The sequence below is a fragment of the Quisquiliibacterium transsilvanicum genome, assembly GCF_014202215.1.
In the GTDB taxonomy this organism is placed as follows: Bacteria; Pseudomonadota; Gammaproteobacteria; order Burkholderiales; family Burkholderiaceae_E; genus Quisquiliibacterium; species Quisquiliibacterium transsilvanicum.
In genome coordinates, this window is record NZ_JACHGB010000002.1 from 185,228 (window position 1) to 209,084 (window position 23,857).

The 23,857-nt window shown below is 68.5% G+C and carries 29 protein-coding genes; 13 read left to right on the top strand and 16 right to left on the bottom strand.

What is annotated here, in order from left to right; translation table 11 throughout:
- Positions 1-75 precede the first annotated feature (75 nt).
- The 4 genes from HNQ70_RS04250 to radC form a co-directional block, all read right to left on the bottom strand.
- The gene (locus HNQ70_RS04250) at positions 76-1,353 is read right to left on the bottom strand and encodes a mechanosensitive ion channel family protein (protein WP_183965462.1); all 1,278 of its coding nucleotides are present in this window, start codon (positions 1,351-1,353) and stop codon (positions 76-78) included.
- Positions 1,354-1,541: 188 nt separating this feature from the next.
- Positions 1,542-1,709, bottom strand: a complete 168-nt coding sequence (gene rpmG, locus HNQ70_RS04255; RefSeq protein WP_183964607.1) for a 50S ribosomal protein L33 — start codon at positions 1,707-1,709, stop codon at positions 1,542-1,544.
- A gap of 17 nt (positions 1,710-1,726) precedes the next feature.
- Positions 1,727-1,963, bottom strand: coding sequence for a 50S ribosomal protein L28 (gene rpmB / locus HNQ70_RS04260; RefSeq protein ID WP_183964608.1), 237 nt, complete (start codon positions 1,961-1,963; stop codon positions 1,727-1,729).
- Positions 1,964-2,129: 166 nt separating this feature from the next.
- Positions 2,130-2,804, bottom strand: a complete 675-nt coding sequence (gene radC, locus HNQ70_RS04265; RefSeq protein WP_183964610.1) for a RadC family protein — start codon at positions 2,802-2,804, stop codon at positions 2,130-2,132.
- 101 nt (positions 2,805-2,905) lie between these two features.
- Between radC and HNQ70_RS20080 the strand changes: the two genes are divergently transcribed.
- From HNQ70_RS20080 to HNQ70_RS04275, 3 genes are all read left to right on the top strand, one after another.
- Positions 2,906-3,361 (top strand): FKBP-type peptidyl-prolyl cis-trans isomerase, encoded by a 456-nt coding sequence (locus HNQ70_RS20080; protein ID WP_246434697.1) that lies wholly within the window; start codon positions 2,906-2,908, stop codon positions 3,359-3,361.
- Positions 3,361-4,287: a 4-hydroxy-3-methylbut-2-enyl diphosphate reductase gene (gene ispH / locus HNQ70_RS20085; protein WP_246434698.1), complete on the top strand. Its 927-nt coding sequence runs from the start codon at positions 3,361-3,363 to the stop codon at positions 4,285-4,287. The genes HNQ70_RS20080 and ispH overlap by 1 nt, the downstream gene beginning before the upstream one ends.
- A gap of 221 nt (positions 4,288-4,508) precedes the next feature.
- Entirely contained in the window at positions 4,509-5,447 is a 939-nt protein-coding gene (locus HNQ70_RS04275; RefSeq protein ID WP_183964612.1) for a M23 family metallopeptidase, read from the top strand.
- 24 nt (positions 5,448-5,471) lie between these two features.
- Here HNQ70_RS04275 and HNQ70_RS04280 read toward each other — a convergent pair whose 3' ends face one another.
- The 6 genes from HNQ70_RS04280 to HNQ70_RS04305 all read right to left on the bottom strand — a co-directional run bounded on the left by HNQ70_RS04280 (position 5,472) and on the right by HNQ70_RS04305 (position 9,496).
- Positions 5,472-5,903 carry a type II toxin-antitoxin system VapC family toxin gene (locus HNQ70_RS04280; RefSeq protein ID WP_183964613.1) on the bottom strand — a complete coding sequence of 144 codons (432 nt, stop codon included), beginning with the start codon at positions 5,901-5,903 and terminating at the stop codon, positions 5,472-5,474.
- Entirely contained in the window at positions 5,878-6,141 is a 264-nt protein-coding gene (locus HNQ70_RS04285) for a ribbon-helix-helix domain-containing protein (RefSeq protein WP_221302640.1), read from the bottom strand. The genes HNQ70_RS04280 and HNQ70_RS04285 overlap by 26 nt, the downstream gene beginning before the upstream one ends.
- A 134-nt stretch (positions 6,142-6,275) precedes the next feature.
- A complete protein-coding gene (locus tag HNQ70_RS04290) occupies positions 6,276-6,647 on the bottom strand; it encodes a glutaredoxin domain-containing protein (RefSeq protein WP_183964626.1) in 372 nt (123 codons plus the stop codon).
- Positions 6,648-6,794: 147 nt separating this feature from the next.
- Positions 6,795-8,303, bottom strand: a complete 1,509-nt coding sequence (locus HNQ70_RS04295; RefSeq protein WP_183964628.1) for a DEAD/DEAH box helicase — start codon at positions 8,301-8,303, stop codon at positions 6,795-6,797.
- A 300-nt stretch (positions 8,304-8,603) separates the two neighbouring features.
- Positions 8,604-8,909: an addiction module antidote protein gene (locus HNQ70_RS04300; RefSeq protein ID WP_183964630.1), complete on the bottom strand. Its 306-nt coding sequence runs from the start codon at positions 8,907-8,909 to the stop codon at positions 8,604-8,606.
- A gap of 185 nt (positions 8,910-9,094) precedes the next feature.
- Positions 9,095-9,496 (bottom strand): NINE protein, encoded by a 402-nt coding sequence (locus HNQ70_RS04305; protein WP_183964632.1) that lies wholly within the window; start codon positions 9,494-9,496, stop codon positions 9,095-9,097.
- A gap of 141 nt (positions 9,497-9,637) precedes the next feature.
- On the opposite strand from HNQ70_RS04305, the gene HNQ70_RS04310 reads away from it, so the two are divergent.
- Positions 9,638-10,768, top strand: a complete 1,131-nt coding sequence (locus HNQ70_RS04310; protein WP_183964634.1) for a Fic family protein — start codon at positions 9,638-9,640, stop codon at positions 10,766-10,768.
- A gap of 8 nt (positions 10,769-10,776) precedes the next feature.
- Here the strand turns inward: HNQ70_RS04310 and HNQ70_RS04315 are convergent, their stop codons facing one another.
- Both HNQ70_RS04315 and HNQ70_RS04320 read right to left on the bottom strand, forming a co-directional pair.
- On the bottom strand, positions 10,777-11,145 hold the full coding sequence (locus HNQ70_RS04315) for a type II toxin-antitoxin system RelE/ParE family toxin (protein ID WP_183964636.1): 369 nt from the start codon (positions 11,143-11,145) through the stop codon (positions 10,777-10,779).
- Positions 11,145-11,435 carry a type II toxin-antitoxin system ParD family antitoxin gene (locus HNQ70_RS04320; protein WP_183964638.1) on the bottom strand — a complete coding sequence of 97 codons (291 nt, stop codon included), beginning with the start codon at positions 11,433-11,435 and terminating at the stop codon, positions 11,145-11,147. The genes HNQ70_RS04315 and HNQ70_RS04320 overlap by 1 nt, the downstream gene beginning before the upstream one ends.
- Before the next feature lie 149 nt (positions 11,436-11,584).
- Here HNQ70_RS04320 and HNQ70_RS04325 point away from each other — a divergent pair, with 149 nt between their 5' ends.
- Positions 11,585-11,872, top strand: a complete 288-nt coding sequence (locus HNQ70_RS04325; RefSeq protein WP_183964640.1) for a type II toxin-antitoxin system ParD family antitoxin — start codon at positions 11,585-11,587, stop codon at positions 11,870-11,872.
- 76 nt (positions 11,873-11,948) lie between these two features.
- Here the strand turns inward: HNQ70_RS04325 and HNQ70_RS04330 are convergent, their stop codons facing one another.
- The 4 genes from HNQ70_RS04330 to HNQ70_RS04345 all read right to left on the bottom strand — a co-directional run bounded on the left by HNQ70_RS04330 (position 11,949) and on the right by HNQ70_RS04345 (position 14,523).
- Positions 11,949-12,320, bottom strand: a complete 372-nt coding sequence (locus tag HNQ70_RS04330; RefSeq protein ID WP_246434700.1) for a type II toxin-antitoxin system PemK/MazF family toxin — start codon at positions 12,318-12,320, stop codon at positions 11,949-11,951.
- Entirely contained in the window at positions 12,299-12,604 is a 306-nt protein-coding gene (locus tag HNQ70_RS04335; RefSeq protein ID WP_183964644.1) for a ribbon-helix-helix domain-containing protein, read from the bottom strand. Before HNQ70_RS04335 ends, HNQ70_RS04330 begins: the two co-directional genes overlap by 22 nt.
- 176 nt (positions 12,605-12,780) lie before the next feature.
- Entirely contained in the window at positions 12,781-14,184 is a 1,404-nt protein-coding gene (locus HNQ70_RS04340; RefSeq protein WP_183964645.1) for a DUF6880 family protein, read from the bottom strand.
- 48 nt (positions 14,185-14,232) lie between these two features.
- A complete protein-coding gene (locus tag HNQ70_RS04345) occupies positions 14,233-14,523 on the bottom strand; it encodes a putative quinol monooxygenase (RefSeq protein ID WP_183964646.1) in 291 nt (96 codons plus the stop codon).
- 472 nt (positions 14,524-14,995) lie between these two features.
- On the opposite strand from HNQ70_RS04345, the gene HNQ70_RS04350 reads away from it, so the two are divergent.
- The 8 genes from HNQ70_RS04350 (at position 14,996) to HNQ70_RS04385 (ending at position 23,848) form a co-directional block, all read left to right on the top strand.
- Positions 14,996-15,532: an NUDIX hydrolase gene (locus HNQ70_RS04350; protein ID WP_246434702.1), complete on the top strand. Its 537-nt coding sequence runs from the start codon at positions 14,996-14,998 to the stop codon at positions 15,530-15,532.
- Positions 15,533-15,656: 124 nt separating this feature from the next.
- Complete coding sequence (gene coaE, locus HNQ70_RS04355; protein WP_183964648.1) at positions 15,657-16,829, top strand: dephospho-CoA kinase; 1,173 nt, start codon at positions 15,657-15,659, stop codon at positions 16,827-16,829.
- Positions 16,830-16,868: 39 nt separating this feature from the next.
- Positions 16,869-20,291 carry a carboxyl transferase domain-containing protein gene (locus HNQ70_RS04360; RefSeq protein ID WP_183964649.1) on the top strand — a complete coding sequence of 1,141 codons (3,423 nt, stop codon included), beginning with the start codon at positions 16,869-16,871 and terminating at the stop codon, positions 20,289-20,291.
- An 88-nt stretch (positions 20,292-20,379) separates the two neighbouring features.
- Positions 20,380-20,871 carry a hypothetical protein gene (locus HNQ70_RS04365; RefSeq protein ID WP_221302641.1) on the top strand — a complete coding sequence of 164 codons (492 nt, stop codon included), beginning with the start codon at positions 20,380-20,382 and terminating at the stop codon, positions 20,869-20,871.
- Positions 20,872-21,138: 267 nt separating this feature from the next.
- Positions 21,139-21,813, top strand: a complete 675-nt coding sequence (locus HNQ70_RS04370) for a hypothetical protein (RefSeq protein WP_183964650.1) — start codon at positions 21,139-21,141, stop codon at positions 21,811-21,813.
- A gap of 187 nt (positions 21,814-22,000) precedes the next feature.
- On the top strand, positions 22,001-22,507 hold the full coding sequence (locus tag HNQ70_RS04375) for a BrxE family protein (protein ID WP_183964652.1): 507 nt from the start codon (positions 22,001-22,003) through the stop codon (positions 22,505-22,507).
- Positions 22,504-23,292 (top strand): BrxA family protein, encoded by a 789-nt coding sequence (locus HNQ70_RS04380; protein WP_183964653.1) that lies wholly within the window; start codon positions 22,504-22,506, stop codon positions 23,290-23,292. The genes HNQ70_RS04375 and HNQ70_RS04380 overlap by 4 nt, the downstream gene beginning before the upstream one ends.
- Positions 23,273-23,848: a BREX protein BrxB domain-containing protein gene (locus HNQ70_RS04385; RefSeq protein ID WP_183964655.1), complete on the top strand. Its 576-nt coding sequence runs from the start codon at positions 23,273-23,275 to the stop codon at positions 23,846-23,848. Before HNQ70_RS04380 ends, HNQ70_RS04385 begins: the two co-directional genes overlap by 20 nt.
- Positions 23,849-23,857 lie beyond the last annotated feature (9 nt).

Consider the following 23,857-nt stretch of genomic DNA (forward strand, 5'->3'; position numbering starts at 1 on the left):
CTTCGGTCCGGCATGAAAAAGCCCCGCTTCGGCGGGGCTTTTTCTTGGGCGCCCTGCGGCTGCCCCCAGGCGCCCTCAGGCCGACCGCGTGCCGGCCTGGTCGCGCGCCAGGCGCGTTGCCAGCCCCTGGTCGATGTCGTGACCGGTGGGGTTCTGGTAGAGGCGCAGGCCGAACTCCGGCAGGATCGCCAGCAGGTGGTCGAAGATGTCGCTCTGGATGCCTTCGTACTGCACCCACGCGGTGGTCCCTGTGAAGCAGTAGATCTCCATCGGCACGCCCTCGGACGAAGGCTCCATCGCGCGCACCATCAGCGTCATCTCCTTGTGGATGCCCGGGTGCTTGCGCAGGTAGGCGTCCACGTAGGCGCGGAAGGTGCCCAGGTTGGTCAGCCGGCGGCGATTGGCGGGCGCCACCGCAAGCTCTCCGAGCCGGGTCGCCAGCGTCTCGTTGGCTTCGCGCACGTCTTGCTCCTTGCGCTCCAGGTAGGGGCGCAGCAGCGCGATGCGCTTGAGCCGCGCGATCTCGTCCTCGTCGAGGAAGCGCACCGAGCCGGCGTCCAGCCGCAGGGTGCGCTTGATCCGCCGCCCGCCTGCTTCGGACATGCCCCGCCAGTTGCGGAAGCTCTCCGACATCAGCCGCCAGGTGGGGATGGTGGTGATGGTCTTGTCCCAGTTCTGCACCTTCACCGTGTGCAGCGCGATGTCGATCACGTCGCCGTCGGCGCCGAGCTGCGGCATCTCGATCCAGTCGCCCACCCGCAGCATGTCGTTCGAGGCCAGCTGCAGTCCCGCCGTGAACGACAGCAGCGTGTCCTTGAAGACCAGCATCAGCACCGCGGACATCGCACCCAGGCCGGACAGCAGTATCAGCGGCGAGCGGTCGATCAGCGCGGCAACGATCACGATGCCGCCCAGCATCACCAGCGCGAGCTTGGCGAGCTGCACGTGGCTCTTGATCGAGCGCGTCGGCGCCTTCTCGGAGCGGCCGCGGCCCTCATGTTCCTCGTGCAGCGCGTCCAGCAGCGCCATCAGCACCCGCACCAGGTGCAGCACAGTGAGCGCCACCGCGACGTTGCGGATCACCGCGTTGGCGGTGTCCGGCAGGTGCGGGATTGCGCCCACCGTCAGCTGCACCACCAGCGAGGGCGTCACCCGGGCCAGGCGGCCCAGCACGGTGCGGTGCAGGAAGACGCGGCTCCAGCGCCCCTGCAGCGTGTCGGCGCTGCGGCGCAGGCTGCGCTGGAGCAGCCAGTGCGCCAGCCAGCGCGCGGACATCGCCAGCAGCGACATCAGCGCCAGCCCGGCCAGCGCCTGGATCCAGGGTTCGTGGCCGGCAAGGAAGGGGAGGGTCATCGTCACGGATCTCGGTCCTCGTCGTTGGCGGGGCCGGCGCGAGGCGCCCGTTGCCGGGCGCCAGTTGCGGCGGGCCAAGTACAAAAACCCCGCCGCGGCGGGGTTCTCGATCGCTGCTGCCGTATCGGCAGCAGCGTCCAGGACCGGGTGAGGCCTGCGGCGGGGCTATGCGCTCCCGCCCAGCGGCATCACTTGATCTTGGTTTCCTTGTACGACACGTGCTTGCGGACGACGGGATCGAACTTCATGATCGCCATCTTTTCCGGCATCGTGCGCTTGTTCTTCGTGGTGGTGTAGAAGTGGCCGGTGCCCGCGGTGGACTCCAGCTTGATCTTGTCGCGGTTGGACTTGGCCATGACGTATTCCTAGGGGGTCAGACGGCTTCGCCGCGGGCGCGCAGCCCGGCGAGGACTTCGTCGATGCCCTTCTTGTCGATCAGGCGAAGCGCTGCATTGGTGATGCGCAGGCGCACCCAGCGGTTTTCGCTCTCGACCCAGAAGCGGCGCGACTGGAGGTTGGGCAGGAAGCGGCGTTTGGTCTTGTTATTGGCGTGCGAGACGTTGTTGCCGACCATCGGCGCTTTCCCGGTCACTTGGCATACACGGGCCATCATGGACTCCTGAGTGTTCCGCCCGGCGCCTTCGAGCCCGCTGCCTCCCGGCATACGACTGCCCGCGCGCACTGCACGCTGGACATGAACTCGATCTGGCGGCGCCGAAAACGGCTGGCTGATCTTTTACAAAGCCCGTAATTATAGGGCGATTCCTGCGCCGGCGTCAAAGCAGGCCACGCTCGGCGAATGACAGGCACTGGTTGCCGGCCACGATCAGGTGGTCGAGCACCGTGACGTCGATCTGCGACAGCGCGGTCTTGAGCGCCGCGGTGAGCAGGCGGTCGGCGGCGCTGGGCTCGGCCACGCCCGAGGGGTGGTTGTGCGCGAAGATCACCGCGGCCGCGTTCAGCCGCAGCGCCTGGCGCGCCACCTCGCGAGGATACACGGCTGTCTGGGACAGGGTTCCGCGGAAGAGCTCCAGCGCTGCGATGACCCGGTTGCGGGTGTCGACGAAGATGCCCACGAAGCTCTCGGCGGGGCGGTCGCGCAGCCACAGCGTGAGGAACTGCCGCACCTGGGCGGGCGACTCCAGGCTGTCCGCCTGGCGCAGCTCCTCCAGCGTGGAGCGGCGCACCAGCTCGCGCGCCGCCTGCAGCGTGGCCCAGCGCGCGGGGCCGAGCCCGTGGCGGCCGCAGAAGGCGTCCTGGTCGGCGGCCAGCAGCGGCTGCAGGCCGCCGAAATGGGCGAGCACCGCGCCGGCCAGCGTTACGGCATCGGTGCCCGGCACGCCGGTGCGCAGCAGCACTGCGAGCACTTCGGCGTCGGCAAGGGCCTCGGGGCCGTGGGCCAGCAGGCGCTCGCGCGGCTGGCGGGAGGCGGGCCATCGGGCGATCGTCATGTCTCCATCCTCAATGGGGGTTCTCCGGGGGGCAGGCAGGGGGGATCGCTTAAAATCGGGGCTTCCGCACACCGCAGGGCGCCGCCCAGGAGAGTTTCCCCATGACAGCCACCGGAACGCAGGTACACCCGGATTCGTACCTGACGCTGCACTACCGGGTGAGTCTCGCGGAAGGCGGCGGCGACGTCGTTACGACCTTTGGTGGCAATCCCGCCACCCTTCAGCTCGGTCTCGGCCAGCTGGCCGAGCCACTGGAGCGCTGCCTGGTCGGCCTGGCCGAGGGCAGCTCCGCACAGTTCGATCTGGAGCCCGAGGCCGCCTTCGGTCCGCGCAACCCGGAGCTCATCCAGAAGGTCACGCGCACGATGCTCGATGCCAACAGCAACGGCGAGACCGACTACGCGCCGGGCGACCTGGTCGAGTTCCCTACGCCGGACGGCGGCCGCTTCGCCGGCGTGCTCAAGGAGATCAACGAGCAGTGGGCACTCTTCGACTTCAACCACCCGCTGGCCGGCCAGCGCATCCGGTTCGAAGTCGAGATCCTCGGGGTGCTCTGATGGAAGCGCTGCTCGCCCAGCCCCGGGGTTTCTGCGCAGGCGTCGACCGCGCGATCGAGATCGTCGAGCGCGCCCTCGAGATCCACGGCGCGCCCATCTACGTGCGCCACGAGATCGTCCACAACGAGCACGTGGTACGCAGCCTGCGCGAAAAAGGCGCGGTCTTCGTCGAGGAGCTCGACGAGGTGCCCGACGGCGCCACCGTCATCTTCTCGGCGCACGGCGTGTCGCGCGCGGTGCGCCACGAGGCCGACGGCCGCGGCCTGCGCGTCTTCGACGCGACCTGCCCGCTGGTCACCAAGGTGCACGTGGAACTCATGCGCATGCGCCGCGAGGGCCGCGAGATCGTCATGATCGGCCATGCGGGTCATCCGGAGGTCGAGGGCACGATGGGCCAGGCGGACGACGGTGTCCATCTGGTCGAGAACGTGGCCGACGTCGAGCGCCTGCAGGTGCGCGACCCCGAGCGCCTGGCCTTCGTGAGCCAGACCACGCTGTCGGTGGACGACTGCCGCGAGATCATCGACGCGCTCAAGCGCCGCTTCCCGTCGATCGCCGAGCCGAAGAAGCAGGACATCTGTTACGCCACGCAGAACCGCCAGGACGCGGTGAAGTTCATGGCGCCGCAGTGCGACCTGGTGCTGGTGATCGGTTCGCCCAACAGTTCCAACAGCAACCGGCTGCGCGAAGTCGCCGAGAAGATGGGCTGCGAGGCCCGGCTGATCGGCTCGGCCGCCGAGCTGAACCCTGCCTGGATCGAAGGCCGCAAGCGCATCGGCATCACCGCCGGGGCCTCGGCGCCCGAGGTGCTGGTCGAGGAGCTGGTGCGCAGGCTCGGCGAGCTGGGCGCTGCGCGGGTGTCCACGCTCCCCGGCATCGAGGAGCACACCGCCTTCCCCCTGCCGCGGGGGCTGGCGCGCAGCTGATGCGCCGGCCGCCCCGCCTGGACGCGCCGCGGCGGGTTGCCGCGGCGCTGCTGGCCGTGGGCCTGGCGCTCTGCTCGGCACCCGCTTGGGCGCAGCCTGACGCCGCTGCTGGGGCTGCTGGGGCTGCCGGGGCTGCCGGGGCGTCGGGTGGCGCGGATGATGCGGGTGCTGCGGGTGCTGCGGGTGCTTCCGGAAAGAGGGCGGCGGCCACGGGTGCGCCGATGCGCTTCGCCCTGCCGATCCGCTGCACCCCCGGCGAGGACTGCTTCGTCCAGAACCACGTCGACCGGGATCCCGGCAGCGGCTGGCGCGATTTCGCCTGCGGCCATCTGTCCTACGACGGGCACAAGGGCACCGATTTCCGGGTGCGCAGCCTGGCGAGGATGGAGCAGGGCGTCGAGGTGCTGGCAGCCGCGCCCGGCGTGGTGGTCGGCATGCGGGACGGGGAACCCGACGTCTCGGTGCGCGAGCGCGGCCGCGAGAACCTGCGCGGCCGGGACGCCGGCAACGGCGTGCGCATCGACCACGGCGACGGCTGGGTGACCCAGTACAGCCACCTGAAGAAGGGGTCGGTGCGGGTCCGGCCTGGGCAGCGCGTGCGGGCGGGCGAAGTGCTGGGCCTGGTCGGCCTGTCTGGCAACACCGAGTTCCCGCATGTGGACTTCGTGATCAACAAGGACGGACGCGCGCTCGATCCCTACGCGCCAGCCAGTCAGCCGCCCGCCGACGCCGCGCCTGGCTGCGCGCAGGGGCCCGCCGCCGACACCCTCTGGCGCGGCGATCTGGTCGAGTTGCTGCGCTACCGCGCCACCGACGTGCTCATCGCGGGCTTCGCGCCCGAGGAGGCGGACCGCGGCAAGGCGCAGCGCGGCGAGTACGAGGAGGGCCTCGGGGGGGACTCGCCCGTGCTGGTGTTCTTCGTGGAGAGCTTCGGCGCGCGCCGCGGCGACCGCGAGCGCCTCGAGGTGACCGGGCCCAACGGCCGCCGGATCCTCGAGCGCGAGCGCGTCATCGAGAACAATCTCGCGGCGCACTTCGCCTATGTCGGCCGCCGACTGCGCGGCGGGCGCTGGCCCGAGGGCGAGTACGTGGGCCGCTACCGCCTGCTGCGCGACGGCGCGGTGGCGGCGCAGACGGAGCGGCGGATCACGGTGCGCTGAGCGGGGCGCCGCGGTGGCTCTGCGTCAGCCAGGAAGGAGCAGGTTGTTGAAAGGCTTGCGGCTCTTCCATCGGTACGCATTGAAATCGCGGCGATCTGTGGAGAGAATGTCTCCGCTTTCCAGGATCTCTGCCATCAGCACCAGCGAGGCGTCCGCCAGATCCATGGGAAGCGACTCGTACTTCAGCATCAGCGCGTCGATACGAGGCGCATGGTTCGCGCCGAGGTCGTGCATGTCGAAGCGCCCCTGCACCCAGCTTTCGAGAAAGCGCCGCTGCGCCATTCCGCCGCCCCAGCGCAGCAGAAGGTGACAGGTCTCGGTCAGCACGGGCCAGGTGGTGACGAGTCTGCGGTCCAGGGTCCGCAGGACCTCCACCGCCCGCGTGTGATGGGCGTCCGACTCGTTGAGCAGTGCAACCCAGAAACCAGTATCAGCGATGACCGGCGTGCTTGCCATCGAGCGCCTCGGTGAACTCTTCCTTCACACGTTCTGAAAGTGAAGGCGGGCCTTTGAAGATGCCTGCGAGGGACAGCAAGGCGCGGTTGGACTCGAGGTTGTCCGCTCGCAACATGCGGTAGTAGAGATCGAGCGCTTCGGCCACCAGTTCGGTGACGGTCCTGCCCGTCTGCGCCTGGATCGACTCGAGCTTTGCCTGCGTGGCGTCATCGAGACGCGCGCTGATTCGCGTTGACATGGCCTGCTCCCGGATGACTCTCGTTTCCAGATTATAGCGATCCGTCAGTCGTTGTCTGACAGTCATGCGAAAGCTGATGTCCGGCGATCCCAACCGCGCCGCGAGACCGAGGCAAAGACAGCGGCGCCTGCCGATCAACTAGCGGCGAGCATCCTCTGCAGCTCCCCGCTGGCGATCAGCCGTTCCAGCTCCTGGGCGCCGCCCACCAGCGTGCCCTTGACGAAGACCATCGGGAATGTGGGCCAGCCGGTCCACATCTTCAGCGCGTTGCGCCGGCGCCAGTCGCTCAGGTAGCCGCCGTATTCGAGGTAGCGGTGCGCGATGCCGGCGCGGGTGAGCGCCGCGCGGGCGCGTTTCGGGAAGGGATTGAACCGCATTCCGATCACCACCACGTCGTTGGAGGCGATGGCGCCCTGCACCTCGCGCAGGATGTCCGCGTGATGCGAGGCGATTGATTCGCGGATCGCCGGGTGGATGCTGGCTTCGTCGAGGATGGCGCGGGGCATGGCGGGGCTCCAGACGTGACTCGCGCCCGGACGGGCGCGAGGGGTGCTGCATATTCTGGCGCCGCCCGGTGTGACCGGGCGGCCTGCCACGGCGCCAGAAGGCTTCGCGGCAGGGGCGCCGGACCCGAAGGCCAGGCGCCCTGGGCCTCAGCCCCGGCCCTGGCGTGCGCCAGAGCCCGGACGGCCGCGCCCGCCGAAGCCACCGCGGTCGCCGCCGCCGAAGCCGCGGTCGTTGCCGCCGAAGCCGCCGCGGTCGTTGCCGCGATTGCCGCGATTTTCGCCGCCGAAGCCGCGATTGTCCGCGCCGCCGGCATGGGGGCGATCGCCGCCGCCGAAGCCGCCACGATCGCCGCCGCCGAAGCCGCGGTTGTCACCGCCGCCGAAACCGCCGCGGTCACCGCCGCCGAAGGGGCGGTTGGCGCCGAATCCGGACGAGGGAGCACCGCGACGCGGACCATTGCCGCCGCCGGGGCGGCCCTGACCGAAGCGCGGCTTGGAGGAGGACGCGCGGCGCACCGGCTCGAGGCCGGGAATGGTGCTCACCTCGATCGGCTTGCCGGTGTAGCGCTCGATGTCGCGCACGCGGTGCGCTTCGCTGTGGTTGAACAGCGTGACGGCGACCCCGGTACGGCCCGCGCGGCCGGTGCGGCCGATGCGGTGCACGTAGTCCTCGGCGTTGCGCGGCGAGTCGAAGTTGATGACGTGGCTGATGCCGGCCACGTCGATGCCGCGGGCGGCCACGTCGGTGGCCACCAGGACCTGGGTGCGTCCGTCGCGCAGGCCCTGAAGCGTGCGATTACGCTGGCCCTGGTGCATTTCGCCGTGCAGCGCGCTGACCGCGAAGCCGCTGTCGGCCAGCAGCTGGGCGATGTCCTCGGTGGACCGGCGCGTCGAGGCGAACACCACGGCCTGGTTCAGCCCGGTTTCGCGCAGCAGCGCGTCGAGCAGGCGGTTCTTGTGGCCGAGGTCGTCGGCGAACATCAGGCGCTGCTCGATCAGCGACTCGCGTGCCGGAGCGGCCACGTCGATGCGCTTGGCATTGCGGGTGAGGCGGCGGGCCAGCTGGCCGACCACGCCGTCAAGCGTGGCCGAGAACAGCACCGTCTGGCGCGTCTCGGGCGTGCGGGCGACGATAGACTCGATGTCCTCGACGAAGCCCATGTCGAGCATGCGGTCGGCTTCGTCCAGCACCAGCATTTCCAGACGGCCGAAGTCGATGCGGCCCGATTGCAGGTGGTCGAGCAGACGGCCCGGGGTGGCGACGACGATGTCGACCGGGCGCTCGAGCATGCGCAGCTGCTGGGCGTAGGGGCTGCCGCCGACCACGCACAGGGTGCGCAGATTGCGCAGGCCGCGGCCGTAGGTCATGGCAGCCTTGTTCACCTGCAGCGCGAGCTCGCGGGTGGGGGTGAGCACCAGCATGCGCGGGCCGCGACCGGAGATCTTCGATTCGGTCAACAGCTTCTGCAGGCCCGGCAGCACGAAGGCGGCGGTCTTGCCACTGCCCGTCTGCGAGGACACCAGCAGATCCTGGCCTTCGAGGGCGGACGGAATCGACTGCGCCTGGACGGAGGTCGGATGCTCGTAGCCGGCGGCGGTCAGCGCGTCGACGATGGGGGCGGCGAGGCCCAGTTCTGCGAACGTGGCTTGGGACATGAAAACACCTTTCGGAGGCGACCGCGCAAGGCGCGGGCACACTCTGTTCAATGACCCGGACGAAGTGCCGGGTGCGAGTACAGGGAAGGCCGGACTCGCGAAACGAAAGGTGTGTCGGGAGGTCGGCGGCGGTGGGCTGTGAAAAACAGGCCTGTCACCGGATGGCCGTGGAGAACGGCACAAGAGGACTGCTGCAGTGCACAACTGGGGCGGATGATACTCGAAATCCGGAATGTGTGTGCGCTTTTCGGGAAAATGTTCACGCAGATCGCTGCCGGTCGCCGAGAGCCGCCCGACTGGTCAGGCCGCGCTTTTCCCGGAGGCCGGCCTTGCGTGCAGTCGAAGCCCGAGCGCCGAGACCACCTTCATGATGGTGGAGAACTCCGGATTTCCGCTCGGAGAGAGCGCCTTGTAGAGGCTCTCGCGCCCAAGCCCGGCCTCGCGTGCCACCTGGCTCATGCCCTTGGCGCGAGCGATGTCGCCGAGTGCAGCCGCGACCAGCGCAGGGTCGCCTTCCTCGAGTGCGGCCTCGAGGAAGGCAGCCATGTCTTCCGCGGTGTCGAGGTGATCGGCTGGATCCCAAGGGGTCGTGACGGTCTTTCCCATGATTCCGCTCCCGAAACTCTCGGAAACGTATCACATGGGATACGACACGAATCGGATCCAGGCTGCGCAGCCCTGGTATGCATGGGATGTTCTCAGGTTGCCGATGCGCTCGGAAGTCGGCAGTTCGGCCTCGACCAGGCGTGGCAGGCTTCGGACAGTGACCCACCAACGAGGCTCCTCGGCGATCACCCCTTCGCCCGATTCACCACCGTGATCTGGTCGTTAAGCGTCCAGTAGTCGTAGAGCCAGCCCAGCCCGAAGAGCCCCAGCGTCACCAGGTACAGCAGGCCGGTGAGCCACTTGCCCATGTACATCCGGTGCACGCCGAACAGGCCCAGGAAGGTGAGCAGCACCCAGGCCACCGTGTAGTTGACCGGCCCCGCGTGGAAGCGGAAGTCGGCCTGCCGGTCCATCGACGGGATCAGGAACAGGTCGATCAGCCAGCCGATGCCCAGCAGGCCCAGCGTGAAGAACCAGATGGTGCCGGTGACCGGCTTGCCGTAGTAGAAGCGGTGCGCGCCGGTGAAGCCGAAGATCCACAGGGCGTAGCCGACGAGCTTGGAGTGGGTGTCGGAGGGGGCGGTCATTGGTCTCTCCAGTCATCAGCCCTTGTTGCGAAGGGGCGGCGCGTACCTGGACGGCATCTTAAGCGAGCGTCTCCTCGTCCCAAGCCCGCGAGTTCAAGCCGGCGCCTTGCTCCTGCGGTGAAACCTGCCCACAATCTCCGCATGATAAGCGGAGATTATCGCTACATCTGGCAGGCGCCCGACTGGCCCCGCTGGCGCTACGACCTGGCCGCGCTCGCCAGTCCCCTGGCCGACGCGAGCCGCGCCCAGGGGATGCTGCTCGGCCGCCTGGCGGACGTGGGTCTGGTCCTGCGCGACCAGGCCAGCCTCGCCGCGCTGACCGAGGACGTGGTCGAGACCAGCGCGATCGAGGGCGAGTCGCTCGACGTGGCGTCGGTGCGCTCGTCGATCGCTCGCCGCCTGGGGGTGGACATCGGTGCGCTGGCGCCCGCGGATCGGCACGTCGAAGGTATCGTGGAGCTCGTGCTGGACGCCACCGAGCGCTGCCACGAGCCGATCACCGAGGAGCGGCTGCTCGGCTGGCATGCGGCCCTCTTCCCCACGGGGCACAGCGGCATCTCGCGCATCCGCGTGGCCGCCTGGCGCGACGATGCCACTGGTCCGATGCAGGTGGTGTCGGGGCCGGTGCATCGCCGCAAGGTGCACTTCGAGGCGCCGCCCGCCGATCAGGTGCCGGCCGAGATGGCGCGTTTCCTGGCGTGGGCGAACGGCGACACCGGCGAGCCGCCGCTGATCAAGGCCGGCCTCGCGCACCTGTGGTTCGTCACCCTGCATCCGCTCGATGACGGCAATGGCCGGATCGCCCGTGCGCTGGGCGACCTCTTCCTCGCGCGTGCGGACGGCAGCCCGCGGCGCTTCTACAGCCTGTCGGCGCAGATCCAGCGCACGCGCAAGGCCTACTACGAGGTGCTGGAACGCACGCAGAAGGGCACGCTCGACGTCACCGAATGGCTGGCGTGGTTCCTGGCGAGCCTGCGCCAGGCGGTCGAGGCCGCACACGCCGGACTGGACCAGGTGCTGCGGAAGGCGCGCTTCTGGCGTCGCTGGGCAGGCACACCGATGAACGAGCGCCAGGTGCGCCTTCTGAGCCGCCTGCTCGACGGCTTCGAAGGCAAGCTCACCAGCAGCAAGTGGGCCGCGATCGCGAAGTGCTCGCCGGACACGGCACTGCGCGACATCGGCGCGCTGGTCGCGCTGGGGGTGCTGCGCAGGACGCCGGGCGGGGGGCGCAGCACCGGGTACGAGCTGGCGGAGGATGGGTTCAGCTGCTGATTCTGCCGTCACCCGTCCTTCCAAGTGGACGCGTTCAGGTGTCGGGCGAGTTCCATGGAGTCATGCAGCACCCGGCCGACCAGGACCTGGCCCGGCTCGGATCGGTACACCAGGAAGTGCCGCGGTCGCCGCACGATGCCGGTCGAGGCGGCGACCCGGTCGCGGCTCATTCGCAGATGCCAGGACCGCACACCCTGGCCCAGTTCCGGGCGCTGGACGCTGCCGACACGGTCCGGCCGGGATGCGATGTCGCGCAAGGCTATGACGATCAGCGCCTGGTAACGCTTGCGCGCATCGGTGCCGTGATGCGCTTCGGTCCAGGCGAGCAGGCCGAGCAGATCGTCCTGCGCCGCCGCAGACAGCCGATAGCCGGACATCAGCCCGTGGCGCCGGCGCGCTCCGCGGCCTGCTGGCCCAGCCGTTCGATGAACGCCTCGAGCTCAGTGTCCTCGACGTCGGTGTAACGGCCGGCCGCGATATCGGCCCAGCCAGCCGCGCTCGCCTCCTGCAGCGCCTTCAGCTTGGCGGCCTCGAGCCGTTCGCGCTGCTCTACCAGCCGCAGGCCCTCACGCAGCACCTCGCTCGCGTTCTGGTATCGACCGGAGCTCACCAGGGTGTCGACGAGTTCGTGCTGGTGCTCACTGAGTACGACGTTGCGGGTTGGCATGGTCTGCGACTCCGTCGATGCGTAGGGTTGAATTGGCGCCCAGCCGAATGGCATATTATGCCAGTCCCGAGCCAGATCGGGCTAGAAACTGGCATGGCCAAGAGCCAGTCATTCCCTCGTATGGTGATTGCAGTGCGGAGTCGTCGACCATGAGGATGAACGTCAAGCTATCCCCCGAAATGGAGCGATTCATCCAGGGCAAGGTCGCGAGCGGCATGTACGGCAGCGCGACCGAGGTGATCGGGGACGCCATCCGGCGCATGCAGGCGGAGGACGAGCGCCTGCAGGCCTGGCATGTGGCCGTCCGAGTGGGCGAAGAGGAACTCGACCGGGGCGAGGGCCTTCCGTACACACCCGCAGCGCTCGACGAGATCACCGAGGAGGCAATCCGCGGCATGCACGGCAACGCGCCGGCCTGTCGCGATGTGCTCCCGTGAGAGACCGTTACGCGCCGTCCTTTCGCTTCCGCGAACTGGTCAGGATGGCACCACGGCCTGAGCAGGTGCGCGCAATCTAGGGCGCCGGCTCCAGTCCGAGGAACAGTCTCAGGCCCTGGTCGATACTGACGATCTCAGCGGCCTGGACACGCCCGTAGACCCGACGAATGCGCCGCTTGTCGATCGATCTCAGGTGATCGATGAGTGCGCACGACGGCTTCGTCAATCCGCTGCGCCCAGGGGACAGCGAGGGATATAGCGCGCCCCGGCCCGGTGTGCCGGTGACCGGCACCACGGCGATCAGCGGGAAACGCTGGCCGGCGTTCACCACCGGATCGCTCACCACGATGCAGGGGCGGATGCCCCGCTGCTCGTGACCGACGGTCGGATCGAGTTCCACTTGGACGACGGTGCCTCGTTCGAACCTCACGCCGACCCCTCGACCCATCCCTTACCCTCGATCCACCGCACCGGCTTGCCTTCGTCGGGATCGAGGAGAAGCCCCTCCTCCTCCGGAAGGCCTGCAGCCCATTCCCCGAGGCCGGCATCGGCAAGTCCTGCCACATCGGGGTGCGGATGTTGCACGGAGAGAAGGAGCTGCTCGCGTCGGCGGCGCAGCAGTTCGTGCTCCACGGCCTGCGCGATGAACCGGCTTCGGTTGCGTTCGAGCTTGTCGATGTCGCGGACCAGGTCCTTCGGCAACGTGATGGTGACGCGCTCGGTGGTCGCCATGAGCTGATCAGTATGAGGAATCGTATGATCATACCTCCGCGGGTGGGCGTGCCTGGAACTTTCTCAGTTTGCCGACGTGTTCGGAAGTCGGTGATGCGGCCTCGGTCGGATGGCGTTGGTGGAGTCTGCCAGGGGCGCCGCTTGGCGTTCGCCCTTCCGGCCGCACTCTCCCTGCGTCAGGTTGCGTCGCGCGTCCCCTGCACCCGCCCCCAGAACGACACCTTGCGTCCATGACGCGACCGAATCCCGGCCTCGAATTCCGCATGCGCGGGCAGCGGCGAGAGGTCCGCGCCGGCCGAGGCGATCTCGCCAAGGCGTGACCAGTACCGGGCTGCGTGCCCATAGGCGCGGGTCTGCGCACGGTCCAGGATGTCCACCAGCAGCGCGCGCAGCACGACCGTCTCGCCGCGCAGGCATCCCTGGGCACGCAGCGCCTCCACCAGCGGGGTGAGGCCCGCGTAGCTCGCGCCCTCGAAGCGCTCATGAGCCGCGATCAGCCTTGCCTCCGCTGAGTCGGCATCGCCCAGCTCCAGCAGCAGCGCCGCCGCCACCGCCGGGTCCGCGTGATCCAGCGCCCTTTGACGCGCATCCGCGCGCGCGGCCGCCCGCTCGGACTCCGGCAGCCGCTCGAGCCACTGGCGGAAGTGGAAAGCCGCCAGGGTCCGCTCGAAGAGCTGCCGGCAGATCCGGGCGCTTTCGTCTCGCCGGCCGAGGCGGTCGAGCGCCTCGACCATCAGGCTCAGCCGCCGGTCCTCCTGATGCCCCCAGGCTCCCTGCAGCCAGGGCAGCGCGTCAGCCGGCCGATCCGCCTCAAGGTAGGCCTGTGCGAAGGATTCCCGCTGCAGCGGGTTCGGCTCGGGGCTGTAGCGCAGCACGGCCCGCACCCGGACATCCGGATCCCGCAGGGCTTCGGACAGCAGGGTCAGCGCGGCCGAGACCCCGTATACCTCGATGGGGAGACTGGCGCCCGGAGCCGCCGAGGCGAGCACCTTGGACATCTGTGCGTCGTAGTGCGCCACCAGCGAACGCAGCGCAGGCTCGTCGAACAGCAGGTCGGCGGACCCGAGGAGTTCATCCCGGGCGCCGTACTGGTCGGCCTCCCGAAGCCGGATCAGCCGGCGCGCCCAGCCGCCGGGCGGCGGGTCGCAATGGGCGGCGGCCGTCAGCCAGTAACGGCAGGCAGCCCGCACCGCCTGGCCGATCGCGCCGTCGGAATCGTCGGAATGATCGAACCAGGAGGTGTCGGCTTCGATGAAGGCTTCGAAGAGCGCGAGCGCCGCACGCGGGTCGCGCGGCAGGAGCTCGCGGGCGACCTCGTCGAGCCAGCCCTCGAACATGTGACCGCGCTCGCGCGACTCGCGGTAGCCGTGAAAGCGCCGCGAGCGCCGCCAGCTGGTCAGCGTCCTGCGGAACTCCGCCGCGAGCGCGTCGGGCTGCTCGGACAGCTGCAGCCGGGCCAGCCGTTCTCGCACCGGCTCATGGCTCTCGGCGAGCTCCAGAAGAAGGCCCACGAGCGCGTCCGCATCCTGCCGGCGCAGGAAGGTCGCGAGGTCTTCAGTGGCGGGGGTGGGATCGGGCATCGGTCGAGTCCATGCGCATCACCTCGCCCCCGCAGCCCCCGCAGGCGCTTAAGCCAGCTCGTTGAGCCTCAAGATCTCCGGCGGACCATCCATGAACGCGCCCATCTCCTTGCCCAGCGAGCGGAAGTGGTCGGAGCCCCGGTGCGCCTTCACTGCGTCCTCGTCCTTGTAGCGCTCCATGAACACGTAGGTGACCGGGTCGTCGGTCTTGTTCAGCGTGTAGAGCAGGCAGCCCGGCTCGTTGGCCTGCACCGCCTTGGCCAGCTTGCTGGCCACCGCCTCGAAGGCGGCCTGCTGGCCGTCCTTCACCTTGATCTTCGCCACCACGCCCAGCGTCATCGCCGATCTCCTCGTCGTTGGTTGAAAGCCGAGCCGGCCCGGGTGGCCGGCGCGCATCGATGCTAGCACCGGGGATGAAGGGGCCGCGGCGGTCGGGGGGCGGGGCGTTCCGATGCGTGCGTTGCGTGCATGGCCCGCGACGGGCAAGCGCTGCGGCAGGCAAACGCCGGAACCGATGGAAATCGCCTCGGTACGCAAGTCACCGTCGGTTCGCTCCGGCACGGATCGATCGAGCTCATCCAGTGAGCCTAGCCGGCAGCACAATACTGCAACCGTGCCCCGCGGCCTCGAAGCGAGGGCACACACAGCCAACGCGGCCAGCCACCACCACCCCGAGGCCCCCTTGACCCACTTCCACCCCAGGCCGGACGAACACGGCAAGCCGCTCCGGCTCAGCTCGCCGAGCACACCGACGCCGCTGCACAGATGGTCTTCGTCGCACGAACATGCAACGGTCGTCCCCGGCGGGCCGATGCCGCCCGTCCTCAACGGCCTGGCCGTCGAGCGCTGGACCGAAGCGCCCCGCACGCATCAAGGCTGGGATACGCTCGCCGCGGCGTCCCCGGTGTGCGAACCGTCCTTCGACCGTCCGCCAGGGTTCAAGGCCGCCGCTGGCGCGGTGGTCATGGAGCCGGACGGCCGCTTCTGGCTGGTCTCGCCGTCCAACGGCTTCGCGGGCTACGTGAACACCTTCCCGAAGGGCACGGTGGACAAGGGCGCCAGCCTCCAGGCCACGGCGCTGAAGGAGGTCTTCGAGGAATCCGGCCTGCAGGTGCGGCTCACCGCCCACCTGGCCGACCTGCGCCGCTCGCAGAGCTACACGCGCTACTACCTGGCGCGCCGCGTAGGCGGCCACCCCGCCGACATGGGCTGGGAGAGCCAGGCGGTGCACCTGGTTCCCCGCGAACGCCTCGCCGACTTCCTGACGAACAGCAACGACGCGAAGCTTCTCGAGGCGATCCTCGCCCTCGGCGCCGCAAGCGCCTGCGCGGGACGCCTCGGGCCCTGATCCGGCCGATCGCCCGCGCGCGAACAGCCGAGGCCGAGCCAACGGCCATTTCCTGCATCGCCAATTCGCGCCCCACGGCGGCCCACGGTAGGCTTCGACGCGCCAATCCAGCCACGGAGCCCAGATGACCAGGGTGATCTGCCTCACCGGAGGCATTGCCTCCGGCAAGTCCACCGCCGCCCGCTTCCTGATGGAGCAGGGCGCCCACGTGATCGACGCCGACCTGCTCGGCCACCGCAGCTACGAGCCCGGCTCGCCGGCGCACGCGAAGGTGGCCGAGGCCTTCGGCAACGAGGTCGTCGCCGCCGACGGCCGCATCGACCGCAAGGTGCTCGGCGCCAAGGTCTTCGGCAAGCCCGATGAACTGAAGAAGCTCACCGACATCGTCTGGCCCGCGATCCGCACGCTGGCGGCCGAGGAGATCGCCCGCGTGCGCGCGCAGCGCTCGGCGCCGCTGATCGTGCTCGAGGCGGCGATCCTCTTCGAGGCCGGCTGGCAGGACCTGGGCGACGAGGTGTGGGTGTGCATCGTCGATCGCGAAGTGGCGATCGCGCGGGCGATGGCGCGCGACGCGGCCGAGCGCGCCGGCATCGAGCGCCGGCTCGACGCGCAGCTCTCGAACGCCGAGCGCATCGCGCGCGCCGACGTGGTGGTCGACAACAACGGCACGCCCGAGCAGATGCTCGCCCGGCTGCGCCGGCACTGGGAGCGGGTGCGCTCCACGCCCGAGCTGCGCATGCCTCACGTGGGCCCCGAGGTGGAGCTCGATGGCCTCGCGCTGCTGCACCCCACCGCGCAGCTGCACGGCCGGGTGCGGGTGGGGCCCGGCGCGTCGATCTGGCCCTACGTGGTGATGCGCAGCGAGATGCACCACATCAGCATCGGCGCGCGCACCAACCTGCAGGACTTCGTGATGGTGCACGTCGGCAACGACACGCCGACCATCGTCGGCGAGGACTGCTCGATCACGCACCGCGTGACCCTGCACGGCTGCGAGATCGGCGACCGCTGCCTGATCGGCATCAACGCCACGATCATGGACGGCGCGAAGATCGGCTCGAACTCCATCGTCGCCGGCCACGCCATCGTGATGCAGAACCAGACCTTCCCCGAGAACTCGGTGATCGCCGGCGTGCCCGCGAAGCTGATCGCCACTCGCGACAGCGGCACGGCGAACCTGCTCAACGCAAGGTTCTACGAGGCCATCGCCCGCGGGCTCGCCCGCGGCGAGGAGCGCCTCTCCGAGGACGAGGCCCGCAGGATCGCGCAGAGCGTGCAGGGCGCACAGCCGCAGTGATCGCTGCACCCGCATAACAACTACGAGGAGACCCACCCCATGTTCCAACGCGTCCTGATCGCCAATCGCGGCGAGATCGCCATCCGCATCGCCCGCGCGGCAGCCTCGCTCGGGATCGAGTCCGTGGCGGTCTACGCGCCCATCGATTCGCTGTCGCTGCACACGCGCTTCGCCACCCGCGCGGTGCAGATCCCCGGCTGGGACCACAAGGCGGCCGACCCGGTGCGCGCCTACCTGGACATCGAGGCGATGATCGCTGTCGCGCGCGCCGAGGGCTGCGAGTGCGTGCATCCCGGCTACGGCTTCCTCTCCGAGAACGCCACCTTCGCGCAGCGTTGCCGCGAGGAAGGCATCGCCTTCGTCGGGCCGAGCGCCGACGCGCTGGAGCTCTTCGGCCACAAGGTGAAGGCACGCAAGTTTGCGGAGAAGCTGGGCATCCCGGTGGTGCCGGGCGCCAAGGCCCCGCTGGCAGATGCACGTGAGGCGGCAAAGCTGGCGACCACCGTGGGCTACCCGGTGATGCTCAAGGCCGCAGCCGGCGGCGGCGGGCGCGGCATGCGGCGCGTGGGCGCGGCCGCGGAGATGGACGAGGCCTTCGCGCGCTGCCAGGGCGAGGCGCTGGCCGCCTTCGGCAACGGCGAGGTGTTCCTGGAAAAGCTCGTCGAGCGCCCGCGGCACATCGAGGTGCAGGTGCTGGGCGACAGCAGCGGCGCCGTGGTGCACCTGCACGAGCGCGACTGCTCGGTGCAGCTGCGCAACCAGAAGGTGGTGGAGGTGGCGCCGGCGCCGAACCTGGACGACGCGCTGCGCGCGCGCATCCTGGCCGACGCGGTGAAGCTCGCCAAGGCCGCGGCCTACGAGAACGCCGGCACCGTGGAGTTCCTGGTGAGCCCCGAGGCGGGCGCGCACTGGTTCATCGAGTGCAACCCGCGTATCCAGGTGGAGCACACGGTCACCGAGCAGGTCACCGGCACGGACCTGGTGGAGGCGCAGTTCCGCGTGGCCGCCGGCAGCACCCTCGCGGCGCTCGGCCTGGGCAGCCAGGACGCAGTGGGCGCGCCGCGCGGCTTCGCGGTGCAGGCGCGCGTGGTGGCGCAGGGCGTGGGCACGCTCACCGCCTACCGCGAGCCCACCGGCCCCGGCGTGCGCGTGGACGCCTGCGGCTACCTGGGCCTGGCGCCGCCGCCGCAGTTCGACCCGCTGCTGGCCAAGGTGATCGTGCAGTCCGGCTCGGCGCGCAGCTTCGAATCCGCGGTGGAGCGCACGCTGCGCGCGCTCGACGAGTTCCACGTGGCGGGCGTGCCCACCAACCTCGCGTCGCTGCGCGCAATCCTCGGCGACGCGGACTTCGCCCGGGGCGACGCCCGCACCTCGCTGCTGGACGAGCGTCCCGCGCTGACGGCCGCCGCCGCGACGCCGGCCGCCGCGGCCGACAAGCTCAAGTTCCTGGACCAGCAGCTCGCGTCGCTGGGCCGCACCGCGCCCAAGGCCGGTCTCGCCGACGCCTTCGGCCGGCCGTCGCTGGCCGTGCCCGAGGGCCACGAAGGCGTGGAGTGCCCGATGGCCGGCTCGGTGATCGAGCTGCGCGTGGCCGCCGGCGCCAAGGTGGCCGCCGGCGACACGCTGCTGGTGATCTCCGCGATGAAGATGGAGACCGCGGTGACCGCCCCCTGCGCGGGCACCGTCACCGAGCTGCAGGCGCTCGCGGTGGGCGACAGCGTCACCGCCGGCCAGGTGGTGGCGGTGATCGAGCGCGGCGCCGCTGGAGACGCCGGCGCCGCCGCACCCAAACCCGCCGACGCCGGCTGGCTGCCCACCCTCTCGCAGGTGGACCAGCTGCGCGCGCTCGCCAAGGCGCGCCTGGCCCCCGGCTCGCAGGACCCGGGCGTGGTGCGCCAGCGCAGCCGCGGCAAGCTCACCTGCCGCGAGCGCATCGACCACCTGCTGGACCCCGGATCTTTCCGCGAAGTGGGCAGCGTGGCCGGCTTCACCAGCTACGACGAGGACGGCAACATCGTCGCGTTCACCCCCGCCAACCACGTCGGCGGCTGGGGCCGCGTGGAGGGCCGCAAGGTGATCGTCTGCGCCGACGACTTCACCTCGCGCGGCGGCCACTCCGACGGCGCCATCGGCGAGAAAAGCCGCCACCTGGACCGCCTGTCCATCGAGCTGCGCGTGCCCTCCATCCGCCTGCTCGACGGGTCCTCCGGCGGCGGCAGCGTGGCCGCCATGGTGCCCAAGCAGCAGGGCGAGGCCAGCAGCGCCAAGGAGAGCAGCGGCGCCATCAAGGCCGGCCAGCCGCGCGTCACCGGCAGCGGCGGCTCCTTCCTGCCCGGCCACCTGGGCAGCTCGCTGTACGCAGAGCAGCTGGCCACCGTGCCCGTGGTCAACCTGCTGATGGGCAGCGTGGTGGGCCTGGGCGCCGCCAAGGCCGTGCTCGGCCACTTCTCGGTGATGGTGCGCGACGTGGCCCAGCTCTTCGTGGCCGGCCCGCCGGTGGTCAGCCACGCGATGGGCTACGAAGTGACCAAGGAGGAGCTGGGCGGCTGGCACATCCACGGCCGCAACGGCGCCGTGGACAACGTGGCCGATTCAGAGGAGGAAGCGATGGCGATGGCCCGCCGCTTCCTCTCTTACCTGCCGCCCAGCGTGCACCAGGCGCCCCCGGTGCTGCCGCCCGACCCCGCCGACCCCGCCGACCGCCGCGAGGAGGAACTGCTCACCCTGATCCCGCGCAAGCGCACCACCACCTTCGACGTGCGCCGCGCCATCCGCCTGATGGCCGACAAGGGCTCGTTCTTCGAGATCGGCTCGCTGTGGGGCACCGACCAGGTGACCGGCCTGGTGCGCTTCAACGGCCACCCGATGGGCGTGATCGCCTCCGACAGCCGCCACGAGAACGGCGGGGCACTGACCGCCGCCGGCTGCGAGAAGCTCATCCGCCACCTGGACCTGTGCCGGCTCTTCCACCTGCCGGTGCTCAACCTGGTGGACAACCCCGGCTTCGCCGTAGGCATCGAGCACGAGATGGCCAGCACCATCCGCCGCGGCGGCACCTGGATGATCGCGTTCGCGCAGACCGACGTGCCGATCTTCACCGTGCTGATGCGCCGCAGCTTCGGCGTGGCCGGCAACAACTACGCCACCCCGCGCGAGAACGCCTCGATTCGCGTGGCCTGGCCCGCCGCTGACGTGGGCGGCATCCCCCCCGAAGGCGGCATCGAGGCCGCCTACAAGCGGCAGCTGGCCGAGGCCGCGGACCCGGCGGCGCTGCGGGCGGAGATCAATGCGCGGATCGAGTCGGCCCGGGGGCCGATCGGCCCGCTGAACCGGTTCCAGATCGAGGAGATGGTCGATCCGCGGGAGACGCGGGGGCTGGTGAGTGAGTGGGTGGAGGGGGCTTATCGGGTGGCGGGGGAGCCGGGGAGGTTGGCGGGGGCGGGGGGGTGGTTTAGGCCGTAGGGGGTGAAGGCGCGCCACCCGCCGCATTCGGCGCGCCTTGCGTCGGCGGTTAGGTCCGATCCGCCGAGTTAGCGACTAGACTGCACCAGTGAAGTACAAGTTAAGCCACAGAATCAAGATGAAGCGATTTTCTCCGTTATTTAACTTTTCACGCTGGAAGCCAGACCTAGTTCCCCCCGTCGCGGCAGGTGTTTACGCCATTTGGGAAGATAATAATCTTGTTTATTGCGGCATGTCGGGGAGAGGATTTGACCCATCCATCGCAGCCACAAAGACAAAGCATGGCTTAGTGACGAGACTTCATTCACACGCGTCGGGTCGCTTAAGCGGCGATCAATTCTGCGTTTATGTTGCAAATCGCTTAGTCATACCCAAGCTTGAGAGTAGCCAACTTGCCGCATTTGCCTCTGGCGAGCTGACACTTGACCAACTGACGAGAAAGTATATTCGGGAGCGCTTGAGCTTTCAGTTCGCCACTACACCAACGTCGCAAGGGGCATATGCCCTCGAAGCTGAGTGCCGCAGCGGAAAAATATTTGGCGCAAAGCCACTCCTAAATCCTCTGAACATTGCAACGTGAAAAAAGCGAGAGTCAATAGTGGTCTAACTGAGCGCTCAACGTGGGCGCCAGTTAACTAGTTAGTTAGGCCTACGAGGAGTCCTCTTGCATTACGCCGGGAGAACGTGGGCATACCCATACCGCAAGCTGTTCTCGACTTGCACGGAGAGCCACCTTCTCTCCGCGTCCAATCGAATGGCGTCCCAGTACGCCAAACTCACTCAGTCGTGGAGCGCGGAGAGAAACTCGGAGTGGGCCTGTCGCACGTACCTCGCGACGAAGATGATCTTGAACGCCACCGTTCTATTAAGTAGCCTGGAGTTCGCACGCGGCTCCGGCATGCGTGCCGCGAATCCATACTTTGAGTACTACGCCGCTCTCTCGATGCTTCGCGGAGTGGTCTACCTCGTTCCTACCGAAGATTGGCAGGACGGTGAACTGATGACCATCTCTCACACGAAGGCAGCCAATGTGGCCTTCGATTGGATGGCCAAGGTTAGCAAGGATCACGCAGCAAGCCTGAAGCGAGTCACACTTCAGCTCAGAGCGCAGCGTGAGCTGATCGCATACAGGGCGCCCGCAAGTGGTACCCGCATCCTTGGCGAAGGCTACGACCTAGTTGAACTCTTGACGTTACTGGCGGAACTCGCGCAGCTGAGCTCTGAACTGCTGGAGTCCTCCGTTACCAAGAACGCTACTCCCGCCAACTTCGTAGTACTGGATGAGCACATCCACCAGATTGCAGCCACCGAGATAGAAGGTTTCTCCTTCGCTGACGACGAAGACTATCGCCGTCTCGGGTACGTCAAACGCAAGATGCCGCGCCCTTTTCATCTGGCTCTATTCCTTCATCCAGGACAGTCTGAAGACTTCATGGGCGCCTGGGACGGAGACGAGGACAAGGAGCAACCGTTCAGAACTGGCTCACCTTCAAACTGGCAGGCAATATTTGAGGTGCCATAGAGGCGAGGCGCGTAGGCCTAACTAGCGCTCTTCAGGGGCCCGTCCGGAGCTACCGTCATTCGACGGGTCTGAAACGCCGCCAGCCTCTCAGGGCTCATTCACTGCGCCTTGACGCCGTTATCCTTGCGTTCGTTGCTCCCCTCTAAGGGGGAGAGTGTCGAAACGAACCGGATCGCCGCTTGGCCCTATGACCCCATCGAATATCACGACCCTACTCGAACTCCGTCTGCTCGTCGGTTTCCTTGGCGAGCGCGCCCAGTACGCCTGGTGGCCCACAGCGTTCTACGAGCCGTCCTCCCGACTGTTTCTGGAGCCAGTGTTCGCGAAGACCGCACGTCTCGCTCAGTACCACGGCGTCCTCGAGGCCGCCAGGCGTTTGCATGATGAGCATCTGAACGTCGGTACCTACCACCTGTTTCGTTTGCCGGAAGAAGCCGAACAGGACTTGCACGCGATGATGCAAGGAGAGGTGTCGGAAGCACTGGCCAGCCAGCTCTCACAAACCAAGGAATCCGCGATGGAGGCCCTGAAGCGCCTCGCTGCGGCAAATACAGTTCACGGCGAAGGCCCGACGGCGGTCGGGAGCATCAAGGATCTGCATGCCGATGACACGCCGAGAGTGATCGCCGCGGCCTACCTGTCGGCGTTCGAGAGGGACGTCAAGGTCTACCCGTATCTGGTAGGTGGATCGTGATCGACAGCAATCCGTACACGACACAGCTTCAGGCAGGACTTGGACTCGTCGACGAGACCAAGACGCTCCTGGACCTGTGGGCGCCCGGAATGTCGGCGAATCAGCTGCACCAGGTCGCGTTGGAGTCGGGCCGGTTCCCGAACGTCACGGCGCGTCGGCTGCGCAACATCGTCGTCGAATGCTTCGCTCCGCGCTACCTGGTGGCAGGCGGCACGCCAGCCAGGCATCTCAAACGCCTGGCGGCGGCGATCTCGACGGCTGATCTAACCCAGCTATTGCTCATGTTCACGAGCCGGGCCAACCCCATCCTCGGCGACTTCGTGCGCCAGGTCTACTGGGCGCGCTACGCCGGCGGCTACACGCACGTCACCAACGACGATGCACGTGCCTTTGTCGAGCGCGGCATCGACGACGGCAAAACGGTCAAGCGCTGGTCCGAGACAACCGTGCGACGTGTCTCCGCCTACTTGACCGGCTGCTGCGCCGACTACGGAATGCTCGAACGCGGGTTGCGGTCCAGCCGCCGCATCCTCCCCTTTCGCATTTCCCCCACGGTGGCTGCGTACCTTGCCTACGAACTGCACCTCGCGGGCGTCGGCGACAACGCCTTGCTCACCCACGAGGACTGGCAGCTCTTCGGCCTGGCGCGCGAGGACGTGCTGGAGGAAATCAAACGACTCTCGCTGAAGGGGCTGCTCATCGTCCAGGCCGCTGGCGATGTGATCCGCATCAGCTGGAAACAACCCGACATGGAGGCGCTCTGCGATGTCCTCGCTCAAGGCTGATTTCGACGAACTGCGCGAGCGCATTCGGCACGGGCGCGAGCTCGGTCATGCGAGTTTCGAGCCGATCTACTACCTGGTGTTCCCGCCTGAGCAAATTCTCGAGGTCAAGCGGCAAACGCCTGCCTGGGTGGCCAAGCTGCACCAAGAAGGCTGGGATGTCCACACCTTCTCCATCGCCGAGCACGTCTGGACACTGCTCAAGGAAGACCCGTTCTGGTCCCTCTGCGTGATGGAGGACAAGGCTGCGCCCCTGGATTGGTCACGCACCAACAAGGCCCTGGCGGACATCCTGACCGCCGACAACGCGTTGCTGAAGCGGCTGGAAGCCGCGCTGCAGCCGCTCGAAGGCCAGCAGAACGCGCTGCTGCTCGTCACCGACCTGGAGGCGCTGCATCCCTTCTTGCGCATCGGTGCCATCGAAAGCCAGCTCCAGGGCAAGTTTCATGTGCCGACGATCTTCCTCTACCCCGGCGTGCGAACCGGCAAGACGCGACTGAAGTTCCTCGGCTTCTACCCGGAAGACGGCAACTACCGCTCTGTGCACGTCGGCGGCTGAACAGACTAA

Coding starts and splice junctions, on each gene's coding strand:
- HNQ70_RS04305 (WP_183964632.1), bottom strand. CDS start 9,496: ATGACCGCCCCCTCCGACACCCACTCCAAGCTCGTCGGCTACGCCCTG.
- HNQ70_RS04300 (WP_183964630.1), bottom strand. CDS start 8,909: ATGGGAAAGACCGTCACGACCCCTTGGGATCCAGCCGATCACCTCGAC.
- HNQ70_RS04335 (WP_183964644.1), bottom strand. CDS start 12,604: ATGGCGACCACCGAGCGCGTCACCATCACGTTGCCGAAGGACCTGGTC.
- rpmG (WP_183964607.1), bottom strand. CDS start 1,709: ATGGCCAAGTCCAACCGCGACAAGATCAAGCTGGAGTCCACCGCGGGC.
- coaE (WP_183964648.1), top strand. CDS start 15,657: ATGACCAGGGTGATCTGCCTCACCGGAGGCATTGCCTCCGGCAAGTCC.
- HNQ70_RS04275 (WP_183964612.1), top strand. CDS start 4,509: ATGCGCTTCGCCCTGCCGATCCGCTGCACCCCCGGCGAGGACTGCTTC.
- HNQ70_RS04325 (WP_183964640.1), top strand. CDS start 11,585: ATGAGGATGAACGTCAAGCTATCCCCCGAAATGGAGCGATTCATCCAG.
- HNQ70_RS04295 (WP_183964628.1), bottom strand. CDS start 8,303: ATGTCCCAAGCCACGTTCGCAGAACTGGGCCTCGCCGCCCCCATCGTC.
- HNQ70_RS20080 (WP_246434697.1), top strand. CDS start 2,906: ATGACAGCCACCGGAACGCAGGTACACCCGGATTCGTACCTGACGCTG.
- HNQ70_RS04345 (WP_183964646.1), bottom strand. CDS start 14,523: ATGACGCTGGGCGTGGTGGCGAAGATCAAGGTGAAGGACGGCCAGCAG.
- HNQ70_RS04350 (WP_246434702.1), top strand. CDS start 14,996: ATGCCGCCCGTCCTCAACGGCCTGGCCGTCGAGCGCTGGACCGAAGCG.
- HNQ70_RS04280 (WP_183964613.1), bottom strand. CDS start 5,903: ATGGCAAGCACGCCGGTCATCGCTGATACTGGTTTCTGGGTTGCACTG.
- HNQ70_RS04340 (WP_183964645.1), bottom strand. CDS start 14,184: ATGCCCGATCCCACCCCCGCCACTGAAGACCTCGCGACCTTCCTGCGC.
- HNQ70_RS04360 (WP_183964649.1), top strand. CDS start 16,869: ATGTTCCAACGCGTCCTGATCGCCAATCGCGGCGAGATCGCCATCCGC.
- HNQ70_RS04290 (WP_183964626.1), bottom strand. CDS start 6,647: ATGCCCCGCGCCATCCTCGACGAAGCCAGCATCCACCCGGCGATCCGC.
- rpmB (WP_183964608.1), bottom strand. CDS start 1,963: ATGGCCCGTGTATGCCAAGTGACCGGGAAAGCGCCGATGGTCGGCAAC.
- radC (WP_183964610.1), bottom strand. CDS start 2,804: ATGACGATCGCCCGATGGCCCGCCTCCCGCCAGCCGCGCGAGCGCCTG.
- HNQ70_RS04310 (WP_183964634.1), top strand. CDS start 9,638: ATGATAAGCGGAGATTATCGCTACATCTGGCAGGCGCCCGACTGGCCC.
- HNQ70_RS04330 (WP_246434700.1), bottom strand. CDS start 12,320: ATGGGTCGAGGGGTCGGCGTGAGGTTCGAACGAGGCACCGTCGTCCAA.
- HNQ70_RS04250 (WP_183965462.1), bottom strand. CDS start 1,353: ATGACCCTCCCCTTCCTTGCCGGCCACGAACCCTGGATCCAGGCGCTG.
- HNQ70_RS04385 (WP_183964655.1), top strand. CDS start 23,273: ATGTCCTCGCTCAAGGCTGATTTCGACGAACTGCGCGAGCGCATTCGG.
- HNQ70_RS04315 (WP_183964636.1), bottom strand. CDS start 11,145: ATGTCCGGCTATCGGCTGTCTGCGGCGGCGCAGGACGATCTGCTCGGC.
- ispH (WP_246434698.1), top strand. CDS start 3,361: ATGGAAGCGCTGCTCGCCCAGCCCCGGGGTTTCTGCGCAGGCGTCGAC.
- HNQ70_RS04285 (WP_221302640.1), bottom strand. CDS start 6,141: ATGTCAACGCGAATCAGCGCGCGTCTCGATGACGCCACGCAGGCAAAG.
- HNQ70_RS04320 (WP_183964638.1), bottom strand. CDS start 11,435: ATGCCAACCCGCAACGTCGTACTCAGTGAGCACCAGCACGAACTCGTC.
- HNQ70_RS04375 (WP_183964652.1), top strand. CDS start 22,001: ATGACCCCATCGAATATCACGACCCTACTCGAACTCCGTCTGCTCGTC.